This is a genomic window from Aeromonas sp. FDAARGOS 1410, from assembly GCF_019048745.1.
Taxonomy (GTDB): domain Bacteria; phylum Pseudomonadota; class Gammaproteobacteria; order Enterobacterales; family Aeromonadaceae; genus Aeromonas; species Aeromonas jandaei.
The window spans coordinates 1989896-2008731 of sequence record NZ_CP077401.1 but is presented as its reverse complement, the minus strand read 5'-3'; the positions used below and the strand labels follow the sequence as shown (position 1 = coordinate 2008731).

The 18836-nt window shown below is 62.2% G+C and carries 19 protein-coding genes; 14 read left to right on the top strand and 5 right to left on the bottom strand.

Going from position 1 to position 18836, the window contains the following annotated elements; genetic code table 11:
- The first annotated feature begins 103 nt into the window (after positions 1-103).
- Both I6L40_RS09550 and I6L40_RS09545 read left to right on the top strand, forming a co-directional pair.
- Positions 104-1447, top strand: a complete 1344-nt coding sequence (locus tag I6L40_RS09550; protein ID WP_041208381.1) for an anaerobic C4-dicarboxylate transporter — start codon at positions 104-106, stop codon at positions 1445-1447.
- Between the two features lie 135 nt (positions 1448-1582).
- Positions 1583-2239, top strand: coding sequence for a hypothetical protein (locus I6L40_RS09545; protein WP_042032529.1), 657 nt, complete (start codon positions 1583-1585; stop codon positions 2237-2239).
- Between the two features lie 100 nt (positions 2240-2339).
- On the opposite strand, the gene I6L40_RS09540 is transcribed toward I6L40_RS09545, so the two are convergent.
- Both I6L40_RS09540 and dcuC read right to left on the bottom strand, forming a co-directional pair.
- Positions 2340-3479 carry a M20 family metallopeptidase gene (locus I6L40_RS09540; RefSeq protein ID WP_216995349.1) on the bottom strand — a complete coding sequence of 380 codons (1140 nt, stop codon included), beginning with the start codon at positions 3477-3479 and terminating at the stop codon, positions 2340-2342.
- A 139-nt stretch (positions 3480-3618) separates the two neighbouring features.
- Positions 3619-4995 carry a C4-dicarboxylate transporter DcuC gene (gene dcuC / locus I6L40_RS09535; RefSeq protein WP_201930092.1) on the bottom strand — a complete coding sequence of 459 codons (1377 nt, stop codon included), beginning with the start codon at positions 4993-4995 and terminating at the stop codon, positions 3619-3621.
- A 284-nt stretch (positions 4996-5279) separates the two neighbouring features.
- Between dcuC and I6L40_RS09530 the strand changes: the two genes are divergently transcribed.
- The 8 genes from I6L40_RS09530 to I6L40_RS09495 all read left to right on the top strand — a co-directional run bounded on the left by I6L40_RS09530 (position 5280) and on the right by I6L40_RS09495 (position 12545).
- Positions 5280-5594, top strand: coding sequence for a hypothetical protein (locus I6L40_RS09530; RefSeq protein ID WP_033112827.1), 315 nt, complete (start codon positions 5280-5282; stop codon positions 5592-5594).
- A 228-nt stretch (positions 5595-5822) separates the two neighbouring features.
- Positions 5823-6173 carry an ArsC family reductase gene (locus I6L40_RS09525; RefSeq protein ID WP_201967471.1) on the top strand — a complete coding sequence of 117 codons (351 nt, stop codon included), beginning with the start codon at positions 5823-5825 and terminating at the stop codon, positions 6171-6173.
- Between the two features lie 19 nt (positions 6174-6192).
- Positions 6193-7320, top strand: coding sequence for a succinyl-diaminopimelate desuccinylase (gene dapE / locus I6L40_RS09520; protein ID WP_216995348.1), 1128 nt, complete (start codon positions 6193-6195; stop codon positions 7318-7320).
- A complete protein-coding gene (locus I6L40_RS09515; protein WP_041208373.1) occupies positions 7317-8021 on the top strand; it encodes a M15 family metallopeptidase in 705 nt (234 codons plus the stop codon). The genes dapE and I6L40_RS09515 overlap by 4 nt, the downstream gene beginning before the upstream one ends.
- Positions 8018-8164 carry a hypothetical protein gene (locus tag I6L40_RS09510; RefSeq protein WP_104015276.1) on the top strand — a complete coding sequence of 49 codons (147 nt, stop codon included), beginning with the start codon at positions 8018-8020 and terminating at the stop codon, positions 8162-8164. The genes I6L40_RS09515 and I6L40_RS09510 overlap by 4 nt, the downstream gene beginning before the upstream one ends.
- A 267-nt stretch (positions 8165-8431) precedes the next feature.
- Positions 8432-10159 (top strand): potassium/proton antiporter, encoded by a 1728-nt coding sequence (locus I6L40_RS09505; protein ID WP_041208372.1) that lies wholly within the window; start codon positions 8432-8434, stop codon positions 10157-10159.
- A 44-nt stretch (positions 10160-10203) separates the two neighbouring features.
- The gene (locus I6L40_RS09500; protein ID WP_216995347.1) at positions 10204-11307 is read left to right on the top strand and encodes a beta-N-acetylglucosaminidase domain-containing protein; all 1104 of its coding nucleotides are present in this window, start codon (positions 10204-10206) and stop codon (positions 11305-11307) included.
- 29 nt (positions 11308-11336) lie between these two features.
- Positions 11337-12545, top strand: coding sequence for a sodium:proton antiporter (locus I6L40_RS09495; protein WP_041208370.1), 1209 nt, complete (start codon positions 11337-11339; stop codon positions 12543-12545).
- 74 nt (positions 12546-12619) lie between these two features.
- On the opposite strand, the gene I6L40_RS09490 is transcribed toward I6L40_RS09495, so the two are convergent.
- A complete protein-coding gene (locus I6L40_RS09490; protein WP_216995346.1) occupies positions 12620-13252 on the bottom strand; it encodes a LysE family translocator in 633 nt (210 codons plus the stop codon).
- Between the two features lie 219 nt (positions 13253-13471).
- On the opposite strand from I6L40_RS09490, the gene I6L40_RS09485 reads away from it, so the two are divergent.
- From I6L40_RS09485 to I6L40_RS09475, 3 genes are all read left to right on the top strand, one after another.
- The gene (locus tag I6L40_RS09485; RefSeq protein ID WP_216995345.1) at positions 13472-15094 is read left to right on the top strand and encodes a methyl-accepting chemotaxis protein; all 1623 of its coding nucleotides are present in this window, start codon (positions 13472-13474) and stop codon (positions 15092-15094) included.
- A gap of 329 nt (positions 15095-15423) precedes the next feature.
- Complete coding sequence (locus I6L40_RS09480) at positions 15424-15954, top strand: DUF1523 family protein (protein ID WP_041208367.1); 531 nt, start codon at positions 15424-15426, stop codon at positions 15952-15954.
- Entirely contained in the window at positions 15951-16247 is a 297-nt protein-coding gene (locus I6L40_RS09475; RefSeq protein ID WP_005337957.1) for a helix-turn-helix domain-containing protein, read from the top strand. The genes I6L40_RS09480 and I6L40_RS09475 overlap by 4 nt, the downstream gene beginning before the upstream one ends.
- Positions 16248-16333: 86 nt before the next feature.
- Here the strand turns inward: I6L40_RS09475 and I6L40_RS09470 are convergent, their stop codons facing one another.
- Both I6L40_RS09470 and rihA read right to left on the bottom strand, forming a co-directional pair.
- Positions 16334-16804, bottom strand: coding sequence for a hypothetical protein (locus I6L40_RS09470; protein WP_033113507.1), 471 nt, complete (start codon positions 16802-16804; stop codon positions 16334-16336).
- Between the two features lie 34 nt (positions 16805-16838).
- Complete coding sequence (gene rihA / locus I6L40_RS09465; RefSeq protein WP_216995344.1) at positions 16839-17774, bottom strand: pyrimidine-specific ribonucleoside hydrolase RihA; 936 nt, start codon at positions 17772-17774, stop codon at positions 16839-16841.
- Between the two features lie 239 nt (positions 17775-18013).
- Here rihA and I6L40_RS09460 point away from each other — a divergent pair, with 239 nt between their 5' ends.
- Complete coding sequence (locus I6L40_RS09460) at positions 18014-18709, top strand: RluA family pseudouridine synthase (RefSeq protein WP_216995419.1); 696 nt, start codon at positions 18014-18016, stop codon at positions 18707-18709.
- The last annotated feature ends 127 nt before the right edge of the window (positions 18710-18836 follow it).

The following is an 18836-nucleotide window of genomic DNA, read 5'->3' as shown; positions in this document are numbered from 1 at the left end:
CAAAATAATAACTAACCCTTTTGGGCTAATTAAAAACAGACAATGACAATTCATGGTTCAGGCTACCCGCGGCAACATGGGTTGAATCACACGAGGTAATGGAATGATCTTGATGGAATTTTTGGTGGTACTCGGCTGCTTGCTGCTCGGTACCCGCTTTGGTGGCATGGGGCTTGGTCTCATCAGTGGTATCGGTCTCTTCCTGCTGACCTTCGTTTTCGGTCTGGTGCCGGGCGAACCGCCGGTGCAGGTAATGCTGACCATTCTGGCGGTGATCGGTTGCGCCGCCACCCTGCAGACCGCCGGCGGTCTCAACCTGATGATGCAGGTAGCCGAGCGTCTGCTGCGCCGTCACCCGCAATACATCACTATCCTGGCACCGCTCACCACCTGGACCCTCACCTTCCTGTGCGGTACCGGCCACGTGGTCTACACCATGTTCCCCATCATCGCCGACATCGCGCTGCAGAAGAACATCCGTCCCGAGCGCCCGATGGCTGTCGCCTCCGTTGCCTCCCAGATGGCCATCTGCGCCTCGCCAGTATCGGTTGCCGTGGTCTCCATGGTCTCCATTCTGGCGGCCGGCCACGGTATCGGTCAGGCTTATGGTCTGCTCGACATCCTGATGGTCGCCATCCCCTCCTCTCTGACCGGTGTCATCGTGGCGGCCCTGTGGAGCCTGCGCCGCGGCAAGGATCTGGACAAGGACGAGGAGTTCCAGGCCAAGATCCAGGATCCGGAGCAGCGCGCCTTCATCTACGGTGGTGGCGAGACCCTGCTCAACACCAAATTCCCGAAAGAGGCCTACTGGTCTACCTGGATCTTCTTCGCCGCCATCGCTGCCGTGGTGCTGCTGGGTGCCGATGAGGCGCTGCGTCCCGTCTTCACCATCAAGGACAAGACTGGCCCGCTCTCCATGAACCTGGTGATCCAGATGATGATGCTGATCGCCGGTGCCATCATCCTGATGCGCTGCAAGGTCAAGCCGGGCGAGATCGCCAACGGCGCCGTCTTCAAGGCCGGCATGGTCGCCATCTTCTCCGTATTCGGGGTTGCCTGGATGAGCGAAACCTTCTTCCAGGCCCACATGCCGCTGCTCAAAGAGACCCTGGCCCACGTGGTACAGGCCCAGCCCTGGACCTACGCGCTGGTGCTGTTCCTTATCTCCAAGCTGGTAAACAGCCAGGCCGCAGCCCTCACCGCCATCGCCCCCATGGGTCTGGCGCTGGGCGTAGAGCCGAAACTGCTGATCGCCTTCCTGCCGGCGAGCTACGGCTACTTCGTGCTGCCGACCTACCCGAGCGACCTGGCCTGTATCGGCTTTGACCGCTCAGGTACAACCCGCATCGGCAAGTTCATCATCAACCACAGCTTCATCATTCCGGGGCTGATCGGGGTGGTGACCTCCTGCTCGCTGGGCTTTATCCTGACCAGCATCCTGCTCTGACCGGCGATCGCTGTTCAATCACTGCCACAGGCCCCCGCACGGGGGCCTGTGCTTTGGTGGCGCACACCATACTGCTTTGCCAACCGCCCGCACTCTGGGTAGCATGGCCCCTCTTTTCTTTGCGGAATCTTCCCCATGTCTCGCGTCATCGTACTCTGGAGCGGCGGCAAGGATGCCATGCAGGCCCTCTGCCATGCCCGTGAAGCGGGCCATCAGGTGGTGGCTCTGGCTACCTTTGCTCCCCCTGCCCCCCGCTTTCTGGCCCATCCCCTGTCGCAAGTACGTCGGCAGGCGGCGGCCCTCGCGCTGCCCCATCTGCTGGTCACCATAGAGGCGCCGTTCGATCTCGGCTATGAGCGGGCGCTGGCCAAGCTTAAGGAGGAGTGGCAACTCGATGGGGTGGTCACCGGCGATATCGACAGCGTGGGCGGCGCGCCTAACTGGATCCGCGAGCGCTGCCGCCCGCTTGGTCTCACCGTGCATACGCCGCTCTGGCAGCTATCCCGCGAGGCGCTGCTGGCGGATCTGCTGGCCCGCGGCATCGTCGCCCACCTCTCCTGCGTCGATACCAAAGTGTTGGCCTCCGAGTGGGTGGGACGCACGCTGGATGCGGCCACCCTCGCCGAGTTGCAGCAGCTGGCAGCAACCCGGGGCTTCGATGCCTGCGGCGAGCAGGGGGAGTACCACACCATGGTGACCGACGGCCCGGGCTTTGCGGCGCCGCTGGTGCTCGGCCACTGGCAGCTTGCCCGTCAGGAACAGCTTGCCTATCTGCTGGAGGATGAGGGTTGAGGGTGCAAGAAAAACTGCTCTGCGGGATGAATCTTCGCAGGCACCGCAGATAAAAAACGGGAGGCGATGGCCTCCCGTTTTGCTTGTCCTTAATGCTGACCTATTTGGCCAGCTTGCCCAGCACCCGTTGCAGCAAGCGGATGCGCGGCTCGATGCTATCGAGCAGCAGGAATTCCGCCTCCGAGTGGAAGCCACCGCCCATGGGGCCGAAGCCATCCAGCGACGGCACGCCCGCCGCTGCAGTGAAGTTGGCATCCGAGCCGCCACCGGCCTCCAGCCAGTTGAAGGTGATCCCCTCCTCTTTGGCAGCCGCCTCCACCAGCGCCATCACGGCCTCGGTGTCGCCACTCGGGCGCATCGCCGGCTTGAAGGTCTGGCGATCCACCTCGACCCGACAGCCCGCAAGGAAGGGGTTGTTGGCCATAAAGGTGAGCCGCTCGTGCACCGCTGCCGCCTCTTCATTGCTCCAGAAGCGCAGATCGACGATCGCCTCGGCATAGTCGGGCACCACGTTGACGCCGGTGCCGCCCTGCACCACGCCGACGTTCATGGTAGTGCCGGTCTCCATATTGACCTGTTCGTTGATGGCCAGCACCCAATGAGCGAGTTCGGTGATGGCGGAGACCCCTTCGGTCAGCGCCGAACCGGCGTGGGACGCCTTGCCGTGGAAAGTAATGCGGTACTTGGCATTGCCCTTGCGGGCGCTGATGAGATCGCCGCTCGGGCGCGCCGCTTCGGCCACCAGCACGCAGCCGCTCTGCCTGGCTTTTTCCACCAGCCAATCTTTGGACCAGGGGGAACCAATCTCCTCGTCGCAGTTGCAGCAGACCAGCACCTTGAGCTTGGCCAGCTGCGCCGGATCCAGCTCTTTCAGGGCATACCAGGTGGAGAGCAGGCCGCTCTTCATGTCCGAGACGCCTGGGCCAAAAGCCTGATTGCCTTCAATCTTGAGCGGGCGCTTGGCCGCCGTCCCCTCGGGGAAGACGGTGTCCATGTGGCCCACCAGCATCACGTCGTAGTGATCGGCCCCCGGGGCATTGGTTGCCTCGAGGCAGGGGCCGCACTCGGCGGCGAACTGATGGCGGGTCACCTGCCAGCCGATGGCCTCATATTTCTCGGTCATGATGTCGGCCACTTTGGCCACCCCGGCCGGGGTGCGGGTGCCGCAATCGAGGTTGATGAGCGGGGCCAGATCGGCCAGATAGGTATCGAGGGAAAACGGGCGCGTGAGGTTGGTCATTATCTTCTCCATGAAACAATCTGCGGAAAAAACAGATTGTTTTTGCAACAATGCGGAACGGCGGGCTGTCACCCCCGCCTTGCCAACAGCGGTCGGCCAGCCCGAACCGGGTGGCCGACCGCCCTGTAAACCACAGCTTTTACATGAACAGCAGATAGTTGAGGGTCAGCGCCGTCACCAGCGCCCCCGCCATGGGCACGCAGGTGCGCTTGACCACCACGAAGGGGGAGACCTTGGCGATGCCCGCACAGGCGATCAGCACCGCCGCAATCGGGGAGACGGTGCGGCCGATGCTGGAGGCGAGCTGCATCGGCAGCAGCATGGTCACCGCAGGTACGCCGAATTTGGCTGCCACGGCAGGTGCCAGGGTCGAGAAGCTCAGGAACGCCGCGTTGCCAGAACCCATGATCACCGCCGCCACCATGATGAGGCCCACCATCACCAGGGTCATCAGACCGCTGCCGATACCGGCATTGCTGGCAGAGTGCAGCAGGGTATCGATGGCGCCGATGGCTTTGAGGGATTCGGCAAACAGCTCGGCACAGACGATCAGCGCCACCACGGGGCCAAACACCTTGCCCATGCCGTCGAGGAAGCTGGAGAGCCCGGCAAAAGCGGTGCGCACCGAGCGGGTACGCAACAGCTCGCACAACATGCCGATAAAGACCGACAGCAGCATGGCCACTTCCACACTGACGCTGATGGTGGTCACCAGCAGTTTGGAGAAGGTCATCATCAGCACGAAGGGGATGATGGGCAGCAGGGCATACCAGGTGGGCGCCGCTACCGTGTCGGTGCCCTTCTCGTCCAGCTCGGCGTGTTCGCCGCGATGCAGGGCCGGATCCCAGCCATCCTTGCGGTCACAGTGCCGCTGCCAGAAGAAGTGCAGCACCATGGTCACCAGCAGCATGGGGGCCACCAGCCAGATCTGGTAGTCAACGAAATAGCTGGTCGGATCCATGCCGGACTGGCCGGCGGAGAAGATGGCGTTGGTCTGGGTCGGGCCAATCTCGAACGCCTGGGAGGTGGCGATGACGCCACAGGCGGAGGCCGGGCTGATGCCGAGGTTGCGCATCACCGGATACATGGTGACCATCAACAGCAGACCAAGGCCGGTGGCGGAGGTGACAAACAGGGAGACAAAGACCGCCACCAGATAGCAGATGGAGAGCATCAGGTAGCTGGACTGAATGCCCGCTACCGGTTTGACCGCCACCCGCACCAGCGCCTGGGAGGCACCGATATGTGACATGTAGGTAGCAAAGCCGGCCACCGCCATGATGGTGAGGCCGAGGCCCGCCGCACGGTAGGAGAAGATCCCCTTGAACACTTCGAACAGATCGAACAGGGCGAAGCCGGTGCTCTTGTCAGCGGGCAGAATGGGGTGCAATCCCAGCCAGTAGGCCAGGGTGAAAATGGCCATACCGGCCAATGCCAGCACCGCCTGCGGGTTGTAATCCTTGATGATGCCGTAGACCACGGCAACCAGTACGAGCAAGACGAAGACGAGTTCCAATATTCACTCCTGATAAATTTATCGAAGAGCGAAATCTAGTGATCTGACCAGAACTTGCCTTTGATCCCCATCAATAAAGGGGCCATCACCGTCATCAGACAGCATAATATGTCGAGCAGGTAACACTTTTTCATCATTCACACTACCGAGAACCGTTTTACACGGTTTAATCGGGAATTGTGTAACGCGACTCCCCTCTTTTTTGCGTTGGATCAACATAAGCCGCCCCCGAAGCGGCCAAGATGCGCATCGACAAGAGCGACCATTTCGCGCCGGAGAGAGTTATGACAAACCAAGCCACCGCAGGTGTCTCGACCTGCGATTATCAGCTGTGGGATATCCTCGTCGAGTCTGCAAAGGAACGCACCACCATTCGTTACTCCAAACTGGCCAAACTGGCCGGACTGGAGCAGCGTCAGGACGAACTGCGCACCCTGCTGCAGCGCGTTCGCATGTACTGCACCGAAAACCATCTGCCAATCCTCTCCGCCATCGTGGTGGACGATGTGGGCAAATACAGCGGCCTCTCCTCCAGTCTGCCCGACGCCCCCTGGGAGCGCGCCCGGGTCTTTGATCACCCCTGGCATCCGCTGCACTGATACCAGCTGCCCCGGCAGCACAGAAGAGACACTCTTCTGCCTCTCCAGAGCGCGCCACCCGGCGCGTTCTGGCTATCTGGCTCCCCGCTTTTCCTCCTCCCGGCCCTTCCGACGGTGCCATCAGCGTTGCCATGGGATCGCCACAATGCCAGAATCGGGCCCTTGCACTCTGTTGATTCGGATTTTCGGGCGCGGCCACGGCCAGCGCCCACAAGAGAAGGACTCCCCATGGCCACCACCCTCTATGGCATCAAGAACTGCGACACCATCAAGAAAGCCCGCAAGTGGCTGGATGAGGCCGGCATCGACTACCGCTTTCACGACCACCGCGCCGATGGCCTGAACCCGGACGCTCTCGACCACTGGCTGGCCAAGCTCGGCTGGGAAGCGCTGCTCAACAGCCGCGGCACCACCTTCCGCTCCCTGCCGGATGAGGCCAAACAGGGGCTCGACACCGCCAAGGCGCGCGCCCTGCTGCTGGAGCACCCGGCGATGATCAAGCGCCCGCTGCTGGATCGTGACGGCGAGCTGACCCTGGGTTTCAAGGCCGATCACTACCAATCCCTCTTCTCCCGTTAAGGACAACTAAGGACAACTGATGTCGGATGTCATCGCACTGGCCAAGGATCTGATCCGCCGCCCCTCCGTTACCCCGCTGGATGAAGGGTGCCAGACCCTGATGGCGGAGCGCCTCGCCAAACTCGACTTTGTTATCGAGCCCATGGTGTTTGAAGATACCACCAACCTCTGGGCCCGCCGTGGCAGCGAGGGGCCGCTCTTCTGCTTCGCCGGTCACACCGACGTGGTGCCCGCCGGCCCGCTGGACAAATGGCACACCCCGCCGTTCGAGCCGACCATCAGGGATGGCGTGCTCTACGGCCGTGGAGCTGCCGACATGAAGGGCTCGCTGGCCGCCATGGTGGTGGCGGTCGAGCGCTTCGTGGCCGAGCATCCGGATCACACCGGGTCGATCGCCTTCCTTATCACCTCCGATGAGGAGGGGCCCTTTATCAATGGCACCACCCGGGTGATCGACACCCTGGAAGCGCGCAACGAGAAGATCACCTGGTGCATCGTCGGTGAACCCTCCTCCACCGCCGTGGTCGGGGATGTGGTAAAAAATGGCCGGCGCGGCTCCATCACCGGCGATCTGCTGGTGCGCGGGGTGCAGGGCCATGTCGCCTATCCCCATCTGGCGGACAACCCCATTCATAAAGCCGCGCCAGCGCTGGCGGAACTTGCCGCCACCGTGTGGGATGAGGGCAACGCCTACTTCCCCCCCACCAGCTTCCAGATAGCCAACATTCAGGCGGGCACCGGCGCCTCCAACGTCATTCCGGGCGAATTGCACGTCCAGTTCAACTTCCGCTTCAGCACCCAACTGACCGACCTGGATATCCGCGAGCGGGTCGAGGCGCTGCTGGATAGACACGGTCTCGATTACCAGCTGAACTGGACCCTCTCCGGCCAGCCGTTCCTCACCGACACCGGCAAACTGCTGGCGGCGGCAGTCTCCGCCATCGAGGCGGTCAATGGCCAGCAGCCAGCCCTGCTCACCACCGGCGGCACCTCGGACGGGCGCTTTATCGCCCCTACCGGCGCCGAAGTGATCGAGCTCGGCCCGGTCAACGCCACCATCCACAAGGTGAACGAGTGCGTGAAGGCGGACGATCTGGATCTGCTGGCCGACATGTACCAAGGAGTGCTGGAGCGACTGCTGGCATGACGCAGGAACAACTGATGGGGCTCGACGAGAGCCACCTTATTGTGGTGGGGCGCGGCCCCCACCGCCTGACCCCGGCGGCGGCTGCCTCCTTCAACGACATGCAGGTGGCCGCCGCCCACGCCGGTTTCAACCTGCAAGCGGCGTCCAGCTGGCGCGGTTTTGATCGCCAGCTCGCCATCTGGAATGGCAAGTGGCGCGGCGAGCGGCCGCTGCTCGATGCCAACAGCCAGCCCATTGATGCCTTGCAGCTGAGCGATGAAGAGCGGCTACACGCCATTTTGCGCTGGAGCGCCCTGCCCGGCACCAGTCGCCACCACTGGGGCACCGATCTCGACATCTACGACCCGGACTGCCTGCCCGCCGACACCAAACTGGCGCTGGAACCCTGGGAGTATGAAGCCGGGGGCTGGTTTGCCGACTTGAGCGAGTGGCTCACCGACCATATGGGGGATTTCGGTTTCTTCCTGCCCTATGCCAAACCGGTCGGCGCAGGCAGCGGCGTCGCCTACGAGCCGTGGCACATCAGCTTCGCCCCCGAAGCGGGCGAGCAGCAGCTCGACCCGGCGGCGCTGGCACTTTGCCTGCAACAGGCGGATATTGAAGGCAAGGCGACCATTCTGGCCAATCTGGACAAGATCCTGGCCCGTTACGTCACCTTGCCATCCACTGAATTGCCCTGCGATGAAAGGAGTAGCACATGAATCTCTGGCTCTGGATAGGGCTGCCACTGCTCTTTCTGCTCGGGCTGTTTCTCAATGCCATCAAAGACATGAAACGGCTGGAGAAGCAGTTGCCCAAATACAAGGACAAGATCCGTGAAGTGAAGGACGATGACGACGACTGAGTCGTGCCATCCGGGGGGCACCAGTGTGCTCCCTTCTCTTTGTCTGCTGTTTATCTCCTCCCCTTGCCTCTACTCCCCCGGCGTCAGGTTTCCATCTGACCATCACCGCCAACATCCCCTCTCACCCACTCTGAGGGGTCAGAAGATGGCGCGCGAGTGGTGAAAAAATGTCAAAAGATGCAAATTAATGCACGATTAAACCACACAAGGGGGTCTTAACTGCATATAATGTGCCTACTTTGCCGTTAGTCAGAAAGGAGTTCGCCCTTGGATGCAGTGACCATCAACAGTTTCTTTTTTGTCGGTGCCCTGTTGGTTGGAGCCAGTGTCCTGCTAAGTGCGCTCTCTTCCCGTCTCGGTATTCCCATTCTGGTCATCTTCCTCGCCGTCGGTATGCTGGCGGGGGAAGATGGCCCCGGCGGCATCCACTTTGCCGACTACTCCATCGCCTATCTGGTGGGCAACCTGGCGCTGGCCATCATCCTGCTCGACGGCGGCATGCGCACCCGGGTCTCCTCATTCCGGGTGGCACTCTGGCCTGCCCTGTCGCTGGCGACGGTCGGGGTAGCCATCACCACCGGCCTGACAGGTCTCGCCGCCGCCTGGCTGTTTGACCTCAACCTGATGCAGGGGATGCTGATCGGCGCCATCGTCGGCTCCACAGATGCGGCAGCAGTCTTCTCCCTGCTCGGCGGGCGCAGCCTCAACGAGCGGGTGAGCGCGACGCTGGAGATAGAATCGGGCAGCAACGACCCCATGGCGGTCTTTCTCACCGTCACCCTGATCGAGGTGCTGGCCAGCAGCCAGCAGGATCTCAACGCTGGGTTTCTGCTGCTGCAGCTCATCAAACAGTTCGGCCTTGGTGCCGGGATCGGCCTTGCCGGTGGCTGGCTGCTGTGGCGGCTGATCAACACCGCCCGCCTGGCACCGGGTCTCTACCCGCTGCTCACCGTGAGCGGCGGCTTGCTCATCTTTGCCCTCACCACGGCGGTCGGTGGCAGCGGCATCCTCGCCATCTATCTCACAGGTCTCTTGCTCGGCAACCTCTCCCTGCGCAGTCGTAGCACCACCTTGTCGGTGCTGGACGGCCTGACCTGGCTCAGCCAGATCGGCATGTTTCTGGTGCTGGGGCTGCTCGCCTCCCCCCACAAGCTGCTGCCCATCGCCCTGCCGGCGCTGGCACTGGCGATGTGGATGATCCTGTTTGCCCGCCCCATCTCGGTCTGGATCGGGTTGTTGCCGTTCAAGAACTTCGCCCCGCGCGAGCGCTGGTTTATCTCCTGGGTTGGCCTGCGCGGCGCGGTGCCCATCATTCTGGCGGTGTTCCCCATGATGGCGGGACTGCCCAACGCCCAGCTCTACTTCAACGTCGCCTTCTTCGTGGTGCTGGTCTCGCTGATTTTGCAGGGCAGCTCGCTGCCGCTGGCCTCAAAACTGGCGCGGGTGGAAGTACCGGCCCCACCGTCGCCCATCAACCGCTCGGGGCTGGAGATCGATCTCGACAGCCAGTGGGAGACCTTCGTCTACCAGCTGGGGGAAGAGAAGTGGTGCATCGGCTCGCCGCTGCGGGATCTGCGCATGCCTGCCGGCACTAGGGTCAGCGCCCTGTTTCGCGGCCGCGAGCTGCTCCACCCCTCGGGCAGTACCTGCCTGCAGGCGGACGATATCCTTTGCGTCATCGGCCACGAGCGCGATCTGCCCGCCCTTGGCCAGCTCTTTAGCCAGGCGCCGGAGCAGGATCTCGGCCCGCGCTTCTTCGGTGACTTCCAGCTGGATGCGGCGGCGCGACTCGTGGATCTCGCCCCTATCTACGGGCTGGATGTGAGCGAGGTGGCGGATCAGACACTGGGCGATTTTATTGCCAGCCAGCTTGGCGATAATCTGGTAGTCGGTGACAACATCGAGTGGCAGGGCCTGATCTGGACCGTGGCCGAAATGGATGAGAGCATTCCCGTCAAGATCGGGGTTCGTTTTCAGGAAGAGGATCCGGTCTAGACGACCGGCCCGTATCAAGTCCCCCAGCAAGAAGGGAGAGAGTTATGCCATATCAGAGTTTGCAGTCCGGTCTGCTGCCCCCCTCTGCCAATCTGGGGGTGATCGAGGGCTTTTTTGGCAAGGGATGGAGCTGGCAGGCCCGTGCCCGCTACGCCCAGTGGCTGCCACGCCACGGCTACGGCTTCTATATCTACGCCCCGAAAGAGGATGGCTATCTGCGCAAGCACTGGGCCCTCCCCTGGCCCGAGCAGCAGCTGGCGGATCTCGCCGAACTGGCGCGCCAGTGCCGCGCCAACGGGCTCGCCTTCGGGGTGGGCTTGAGCCCCATGGGGGCGCATCACGACTATGATCGCAAGCGCCCGGCACTGCTTGAAAAAGTGCGCATTATCGATGAAGTGCTGCAACCCGACATTCTGGCGGTACTGTTTGACGACATGAAGGGGGATACCCCGGATCTGGCCCGGCACCAGCTCACCATCGCCCACGACATTGCGGCCCACTGCAAGGCGAGCCGCCTCATCTTCTGCCCCAGCTACTACTCGACCGATCCGGTGCTGGAGAAGGTGTTCGGTGCCATGCCACCGCGCTATCTGGAGGAGATTGGCGAGCAACTCGACCGCCGCTTCGAGATCTTCTGGACTGGCCCCAAGGTCTGCTCGACCGAGTATCCGGCGGTACACCTCAAGCAGGTGACCGAGCTGCTCGGCCGCAAGCCCTTCCTGTGGGACAACTACCCGGTCAACGATGGCAGCAAGGCGAGCAGCTATCTCTATCTGCGTGCCTTCGAGAACCGCCCCGCCGAGCTGGCGGAGCTGCTCTCCGGCCATGCGGTCAACCCGATGAAGCAGGCGGCGCTCTCCGCCCTGCCGCTCGCCACCCTGCCGATGAGCTACAAGCTCGGCAAGCAGTATGATCCCGACAAGGCGCTGCACGCCTCCCTCAACGCCACCTGCGGCCCGCAGATCTCGGCGATGATTGAGGCCGACCTGCCGCTGTTTCAGGATCTGGGGCTGGCCCGGCTCACTCCCGAGCAGATTGCCGCCCTCAAGACGCGCTACCTGCCGTTTCGTGATCAGGCTTGCGTCGATGAAATCGTGCGCTGGCTGGACGGCGAGTATGTGTTCGACCCGGACTGCCTGACCGATTAAACCGCCCCGCGGGGCTGGAAGGAGGTTGTATGGATGCACACCTGCTTTACCAGAATCTGGCGGTGATCGCCGCCTTTTTACTGCTCTACAGCCTGATCGCGGGGCGCTTCGAGTCAAAACTGGTCAACGGCCCCCTGCTCTTTCTGCTGACCGGTTGGCTGCTGGGACCGGGAGGGCTGGAGCTGCTCTCCCTCTCCATCGACAGCGCCGGCATCAAGCTGCTGGCAGAGCTGACGCTGGTCATAGTGCTGTTCAACGATGCCGCCAACACCAACTGGCAGGTATTGCTGGCCAACCGCCAGCTCCCCATCCGGCTGCTGCTGATCGGCCTCCCCCTCACCCTGCTCTGTGGCGCCCTGTTTGGTCACTGGCTTTTCCCTGACCTGCCACTGCTGGAGATGGCGATCCTCTCCACCATTCTCGCCCCCACCGATGCGGCGCTCGGCAAGGCGGTGGTGAGCAACCCGGCCGTACCGGCACCACTGCGCGAAGGGCTCAATCAGGAGAGTGGCCTCAACGACGGCATCTGCGTGCCCGTATTGCTCCTGCTGCTCGCTCTTATCGCCCCCACCGAGGAGCACACCGGCACCGCAGCGCTCGCCATCACCCTGATGCTGGAGGAGATCGGTATCGGTCTTTTGGTCGCCTTCGTACTGACCGCCCTCACCGTCCGGCTGCTGAAAGTCTCCTATCTCAACGGCTGGCAACTGCCGCTCTGGCGTCAGCTCACCATGCCCGGACTGGCCCTGCTCTGCTTTGCGCTGGCCCAGACTCTCGGTGGCAGCGGTTTTATCGCCGCCTTCGTCGGTGGTTTGCTGATGGGACGGCGCCTTGGCGAGCACAAGCACGCCTATATGGATAGCTGCGAAGGGTATGGCGATCTGCTCTCGGTGGTGATCTGGATGGTGTTTGGCGCCACCCTGATGCCCATCCTGCCGGAGCTGCTGCACTGGCAGTTCTGGCTCTATGCCGCCGCCAGCCTCACCCTGCTGCGGATGGTGCCGGTCTGGCTGAGCCTCATCGGTACCGGCCTCAAGCCGGAGCTCAAACTCTTTATCGGCTGGTTCGGGCCGCGGGGCCTTGCCAGCATCGTCTTTGCGGTGATGGTGCTGCAAAACGAGCCGGCCCTTATCGGCCAGCGCCCCATCATCGCCACCGTGCTCTGCACCATTATCCTGAGCGTCATCCTGCACGGCCTCACCGCCAACCCCTGGGTCGAGCGTTTCAAGTCCCGCTGAGCCACTTTGCTTTCATAAAAAAATGCCACCTTGCGGTGGCATTTTTCTTTGGTGGCATGAGTCACTGACGGCGCTCAACCGAGCGCCAGCCAGACTCCCACTCCCAGCATCAGGGTACCGGCGATGCGGTTCATCAGGGTGACGTTGCCGCTCTTGGCAAGGAAGTGGCGCAGGGTGCGGCCGCCGCTGGCGTAGAGCAGCAGGCAGGAGAACTCGATTACCAAAATCAGCGCCACCAGCGCGGTGATCTGCGGCGCCATCGGTCGGCTGGCCGAGATAAAGGGGGGTAGCAGGGAGATCATGAAGGCCCACCCCTTGGGGTTGGCGATGGCGGTGACAAAGCCCTGCAGCGCCAGCCCCATGGGGCTGGTCTGTTGACCGGCCGAGAGATCGGCCGGAATGGCCATCTTCCCCTTGGCCTGCCACATCTGGATGCCGAGCCAGATGAGATAGGCACCGCCCACATATTTGAAGGCGGCGAAGATAGCCGGATAGTTGAGCATGATGGCCGCCACCCCGATCACCGAGAGCACCGATACCAGCCCGACGCCGATCAGCTCCCCCCACATCATGTGCAGGGTGCGGCGCACACCAAGACTCATCCCCAGCGTCATCGCCAGAGTCATGCACATGCCCGGGGTGACGGAGACAAAGAAGAAGGTGGGGATAAAGAGCGCCAGAATGGCCGGATCAATCCAGCTGGACACGACAAACCTCCATGGCAAAACAGGGTAGCAAACGAGGATCAGGCAGCGGTAAACAGCGCCGGAATGTTATTTGAGCAAGCCTGTCATCTTGCCCATCCCGCGCTTTTCAGACAAGAAAAAACCTTTGCTTTCAGCATATTTCAGCAAGAAAAGGCTGTGACACCCCCTGTCGCGGCTGTGTAAGATAGCGCCTCCTTCATTTTCGGGGTTATGTCTCATATGTCATTGAATAATCTATCAATAAGAATTCAGGTACTGATACCGCTGCTGCTGGCCAGTCTGCTGATGATGGTAATGATTGCCATCAGCAAACAGGGGCTGGACGAAGCCATTAGTGACATAGATGAGACGACCCAGAGCGTGGTGCGCAACAAGGACGACATTGCCAGGCTGATCCACGCCACCTACCGGCTGCGCACCAGCGCCATCTACGGTCTCTACGACGCGGCCCAGTTTGCCGCCCTGCCCGCCAACCTCAACAGTGCCGAGCAGGAGATCACCTCCATCCTCGCCCGTCTGGTGATCCCGGGTGCCGAACAGGATAACCGTCAGGTGGCGGCTGCCCTGCAGGCCTACCTTGGCCACACCCGCAACAACATGCTGCCGCTGCTGACCCAAAAGCATCAGGGGGGTGGCGATGCCGCGGCGTATGAGGCCGCCCGCCTCCAGTTCCGCGAGCTGGGCGAACAGCTCATCAAAGAGATCGACACCATGTCGGCCCACATCAACCAGCTGACCCAGAGCGAGCTGGCGCAAGAGCAGGCCCACTACCATGCCACCCTGCTGCGCACCCTGCTGCTCACGGCCGTCGCCCTGCTGGCTGCTCTACTGTGTGGCTGGTGGCTCTCTGGCCGCATCGTCAGCCCCATCGGCCAGCTGCAGAGCGTGATGCACGCCGTCGCGCAGGGTCGCTTCAACGTCCGCGCCAGGGTCGAGGGTGACAACGAGCTGGCCCAGCTGGCCAAGGATATCAACCTCACTCTGGGGCAGCTTGGCAGCACCATCGAAACCCTGACCGGCATCAGCAACAACGTCGCCTCCGCTGCGACCGAGCTGGCCGCGGTGATGACCCAGGCTGAAGCCAACGCCCAGCAGCAGCGCGGCGAAATTGAGCAGGTTGCCTCCGCAGTCACCGAGCTCTCCAGCACCGCCGACAATGTCAACCACAACGCCGCCGTGGCCGACGAGCTGGCGCGCGATGCCAACAGCCGGGTTGAGCAGGGGCTCGCCCTGTTTGGCGAGAGCATTGCCGCCAACAGCCGGATGGCAGGCAGTCTGGAAGATGCCGCCGCCATCGTCGCTCGCCTCAAGACCCAGTCCGAGCAGATCGGCAAGGTGATTGAAGTGATTCAGGGGATCTCCGAGCAGACCAACCTGCTGGCCCTCAACGCGGCCATCGAGGCGGCCCGTGCCGGCGAAACCGGGCGCGGTTTTGCCGTCGTCGCCGACGAGGTGCGGATGCTGGCGGCCCGAACCCAGGCCTCCACCAAGGAGATCCAGGCCATCATCGAGCAGTTGCAAAGCCAGTCCCAGTCCGCCAATCAGGGGGTTCAGGAGACGCTGGAGATCCTCGAGAACAACCAGCGCCTCTCCGCGCAGGTACAGGATCTGCTGAGCGGCATCACGGGGGCGGTACGCCAGATCAACGATGCCAACGCCCAGGTGGCCACCGCCGCCGAGGAGCAGTCCTGCGTCACTGCCGACATCAACCGCAACATCACCAACATCCACGAGATCGTGAGCCAGAGCTCAGCTGGTATCAGCCAGAGCGCCAGCGCCAGCCACGAACTGTCGGAGCTGGCCGAGCAGCAGCGCAAGCAGCTCTCTCACTTCCAGCTCTGACACGCGGCCTGAAAGATAAAAAGAGGCCTGCGCAGGCCTCTGGATAGCAATAAAGCCCCTTATTTTATAAACAAGGGGCTTTATTTATTCGGCTACATATCCCTTCACACACTCCCCTTACGCCTCCATACAGTGTCAATCAACACGTTTTTCCCCTCCTCCGGTAACCGTCCGAACAACGCATTGCGACAGGTTTAACCACGAAGCGTGGTGCAGGAGGCAGTTGTTTTAAACGCCATTTTTTGGCAGTTGGTGCCATAAGGGGCTGGGCTGTGGGGGCAAATGTGAGTATGGTAGAGGCACGTCACTCCCCCTCACGTGAGACCATCATGAGCCTGAGATTCAAGAAACCCGCTTTTATCGCCCTGGGGCTCATTGCCCTCGTTTCCGCCACCTGGCTCGACTACTACCTGCCGGAGCACACCATCGCCACCATCACCGGGGTGGAGGTGAAGCGCACCGACAAGGATGGCCCTATCAGCCAGAAGAACCCGGCTGACGGCCCCACTACCGATGTCTACTACATCTACACCGAGCGTCCCGGCGAGAAGATCCGGGTGTTCCGCAACGAGGATACCGAGTGGGGCTGGCCCTTCTACTTCAAGTTCAACGCCGCCGACGTACAGGCCAAGGCCAAGTCGATGGAGTTTGAAAAACGGCTCGCCATCATCACCTCCTACGGCTGGCGCATCAACATGTTCTCCATGTTCCCCAACGTCACCAAGATTGAGAGCACCGAGCCTGACGCCTCCACCTGGAGCTTCTTCCGCTGGTTCTGGTTCGGCCTCTGGGCACTGGTGATGGGCAAAGCCGCCATCGCAACCTGGCGCTACTTCGATCGTCTCGAGGACGAGCTATGAGTGAGCCGAGCAAGACACGCACCAGCTTCTACCGCCGCCTCTACGTGGCCTGGCTGATCAGCCAGGGCACGGATACGGTGCCCGCCATCATGGAGGCGACCGGCATGCCGCGCCGCACCGCGCAGGATACCCTGACGGCGCTGGCCGAACTCGATATCAGCTGCGCCTTCGAGCAGACCGAAGGGGCTCGCCACCTGCAGGGGCACTACCGCATCAGCGACTGGGGGCCCATCAACCCAGCGTGGATCAAGGCCCAGCTGCCTCTTATCAAGGAGACGCTGAGCTACCCCTGATCCGGGCGCTGGGCAACAATAAAAAAGAGGGGCCAGCCGGCAAGGCTGGCCCCTCTTTTTTCAGGCCGATGGCACGACAGGCAGCCCTACTCGGGCATGGCCGAATCCTCAAGCTCCCCGTCAGATTCGCCGCGGGTGCAGTCGATGATGGAGCGCTTGGGGTTGTTGGGATCGCGCAAAAGCAGAGGGGCTGAGCCCTCGTTGTGCTTCTGTTCGTCGCTAAACTCGCTGCCGTAAGCGTTGTGGGTCAACCGGCGGGCATTGGCGATGGGGGTATCGACAAAGAGGGCGTGCACTTCGAAGCTGGAGGCGGGCACGATAAAACCGACCACCGGCAAGCCGTGCAGCTCCTCGTGCACCTTGTACCAGGCAAAGCCGTCGCTCACCTTGTAGGGGGTGTAGTTGTTGAGCTGCAGATTGGCTGGCCGTCCCGTCTCACCGTCGATATAGAGATCGTTAAAATCACAGGTCGCCAGCCCCTGCCACATCCGCTCGAATGGCGTCGCGCAGCCCGTCAGTTGCAACCCGGCCAGCAGCGCCAACCCTGTCTTCCACATTCCCTGCCCCTTCTTGCAAAAAGTGAATCGGCCCTCAGCCAAAGGCCCGCAGCCGCTCGACCAGCAGATCGATAAAACCTGCCCGATCCAGCCCCAGCAACACCAGCGCATTGGCTGGTTTGCCGGAGAGGCCATAGCGGTCCACCACCGTCATCCCCACGGTATGCTCGCCCCGTGTCTCGATATCGACCCGGCACTCCACGCCATGGAACAGGGCGGGATTGAGCAACCAGGCAATGGTACAGGGGTCGTGCAGCGGCGCGCCAGCAAATCCCCACTTGGGGTCCCGATGGTAGATCATGAAAAAATCGAGCAGACCGGCCACACACTGGGCCACCGGATTGGTGATGGCACGCACCCGTTCGATATCCTCGTCCATTACCTGCGCCTCGTGGGTCACATCGAGGCCGCACATGGTGATGGGGATGCCCGACTTGAAGACCATATCGGCCGCTTCCGGGTCCACATAAATATTGAATTCCGCCGCAGGTGTCCAGTTGCCGGCCCCTGCGGCGCCCCCCATCAGCACGATGCGGGCGATCTTGCCCTTTAGCTCGGGGTGAGCCGCCAGCAGCAGGGCGATATTGGTGAGCGGGCCGGTTGGCACCAGAGTCACGGGCTCCGGGCTCTCTCGCAGAGCTCTGGCCATCAGCTCGATCCCCGTCATCCCCTGCGGCGCAAAGGCGGGATCCGGCAGTTTGGGGCCATCGAGACCCGATTCGCCATGGACGTTGTCGGCGATAATCAGCTCGCGGGCCAGCGGTTTCGGCGCCCCGGCCGCTACCGGAATATCGTCCCGTCCCAGCAAGGTGAGGATGCGCAGGGCATTGTTGAGAGTCTTGTCCGGGGTCTGGTTGCCCGCGCTGGTGGTGACCGCCAGCACCTTCAGTTCAGGACTGGCCAGCGCCAGAATCAGGGCGATGGCGTCGTCGTGGCCGGGATCACAATCGAGAATAACGGGCAGTGCCATGGAGAGACTCCTTACAACATCAAAGGGAGCCCTACCTTAGCAAGCTCGCGGCGGCTGAACTCGGGAGGGGGTCACAAAACGGTTCCTGATTTTTTTCAATCAGTTACCTTCGCACTGTCACAGCTGGCCAGCAGCAGGCCGCAATGAGGGGATGGTGTGGCGAGCGTATCCGCTACGCCGATTCGCGCCTTACCCGCCACTTGGGTATGATGGCCCCCCGTTTTCTGCCCGTGCACCTTATGTCCGTTATCGTCGACACCTTTATCGCCCCGCCCTGCAATGCAGCCATCGAGATCCTGTTCGAGGATGAACACCTGCTGCTCATCAACAAGCCGAGCGGCCTGCTGAGCCTCTCGGGCATGAATCCGCAAAACCTCGACTCGGTGCATTATCGACTGGTGCAGGATTACCCCGGTTGTACCCTGGTGCATCGCCTCGACTTCGGCACCTCAGGCATCATGGTGGTGGCCAGAAACAGGGCCATCAATGCCCTGCTCTGCCAGCAGTTCAGCCTGCGGGCGGTGAGCAAGGCCTACAGCGCCCTGCTGTGCGGTCATCTAGCGGACGACGAAGGGGTTATCGACGCCCCCATCGCCAAGGATCCGGCCATTTTTCCGCTGATGAAGATCTGCGCCGCCAGCGGCAAACCCGCCCGCTCCCGCTATCAGGTGATTGAGCGGCTGGAACCGCTGATGCAGGGACAGACCGTGCCTTTGACCCGGGTGCGGCTGGTGCCGGAGACCGGCCGCACCCATCAGCTGCGCATCCACAGCCAGCTGCTAGGCCACCCCATCCTCGGCTGCGATCTCTATGGTGGCCTGCTGCCACCCGGCTGCGAACAGGCACCGCGGCTGATGCTGCATGCCAGCGAGCTGGATTTTGCTCATCCGGTGAGCGGCGAGCCGATGCAGATCCGCTGTGCGCCTGCGTTTTAGAGGCAATCAGCGCGAGTGCGACGGGATCAGTGAAAGACGTGACGGGAGAGGAAAAGCGGTAAACGGCGGATAAAGATAGGGGCCGCGCTTTCGCAACGGCCCCCACCCCCCACTCTTTGTGGTGCTA

What these genes read in the sequence shown, in the direction of transcription:
- I6L40_RS09550 (WP_041208381.1), top strand. Translation starts at nt 104, where the DNA reads ATGATCTTGATGGAATTTTTGGTGGTACTCGGCTGCTTGCTGCTCGGT.
- I6L40_RS09545 (WP_042032529.1), top strand. Translation starts at nt 1,583, where the DNA reads ATGTCTCGCGTCATCGTACTCTGGAGCGGCGGCAAGGATGCCATGCAG.
- I6L40_RS09540 (WP_216995349.1), bottom strand. Translation starts at nt 3,479, where the DNA reads ATGACCAACCTCACGCGCCCGTTTTCCCTCGATACCTATCTGGCCGAT.
- I6L40_RS09530 (WP_033112827.1), top strand. Translation starts at nt 5,280, where the DNA reads ATGACAAACCAAGCCACCGCAGGTGTCTCGACCTGCGATTATCAGCTG.
- I6L40_RS09525 (WP_201967471.1), top strand. Translation starts at nt 5,823, where the DNA reads ATGGCCACCACCCTCTATGGCATCAAGAACTGCGACACCATCAAGAAA.
- dapE (WP_216995348.1), top strand. Translation starts at nt 6,193, where the DNA reads ATGTCGGATGTCATCGCACTGGCCAAGGATCTGATCCGCCGCCCCTCC.
- I6L40_RS09515 (WP_041208373.1), top strand. Translation starts at nt 7,317, where the DNA reads ATGACGCAGGAACAACTGATGGGGCTCGACGAGAGCCACCTTATTGTG.
- I6L40_RS09510 (WP_104015276.1), top strand. Translation starts at nt 8,018, where the DNA reads ATGAATCTCTGGCTCTGGATAGGGCTGCCACTGCTCTTTCTGCTCGGG.
- I6L40_RS09500 (WP_216995347.1), top strand. Translation starts at nt 10,204, where the DNA reads ATGCCATATCAGAGTTTGCAGTCCGGTCTGCTGCCCCCCTCTGCCAAT.
- I6L40_RS09495 (WP_041208370.1), top strand. Translation starts at nt 11,337, where the DNA reads ATGGATGCACACCTGCTTTACCAGAATCTGGCGGTGATCGCCGCCTTT.
- I6L40_RS09485 (WP_216995345.1), top strand. Translation starts at nt 13,472, where the DNA reads ATGTCATTGAATAATCTATCAATAAGAATTCAGGTACTGATACCGCTG.
- I6L40_RS09480 (WP_041208367.1), top strand. Translation starts at nt 15,424, where the DNA reads ATGAGCCTGAGATTCAAGAAACCCGCTTTTATCGCCCTGGGGCTCATT.
- I6L40_RS09475 (WP_005337957.1), top strand. Translation starts at nt 15,951, where the DNA reads ATGAGTGAGCCGAGCAAGACACGCACCAGCTTCTACCGCCGCCTCTAC.
- I6L40_RS09470 (WP_033113507.1), bottom strand. Translation starts at nt 16,804, where the DNA reads ATGTGGAAGACAGGGTTGGCGCTGCTGGCCGGGTTGCAACTGACGGGC.
- rihA (WP_216995344.1), bottom strand. Translation starts at nt 17,774, where the DNA reads ATGGCACTGCCCGTTATTCTCGATTGTGATCCCGGCCACGACGACGCC.
- I6L40_RS09460 (WP_216995419.1), top strand. Translation starts at nt 18,014, where the DNA reads ATGTCCGTTATCGTCGACACCTTTATCGCCCCGCCCTGCAATGCAGCC.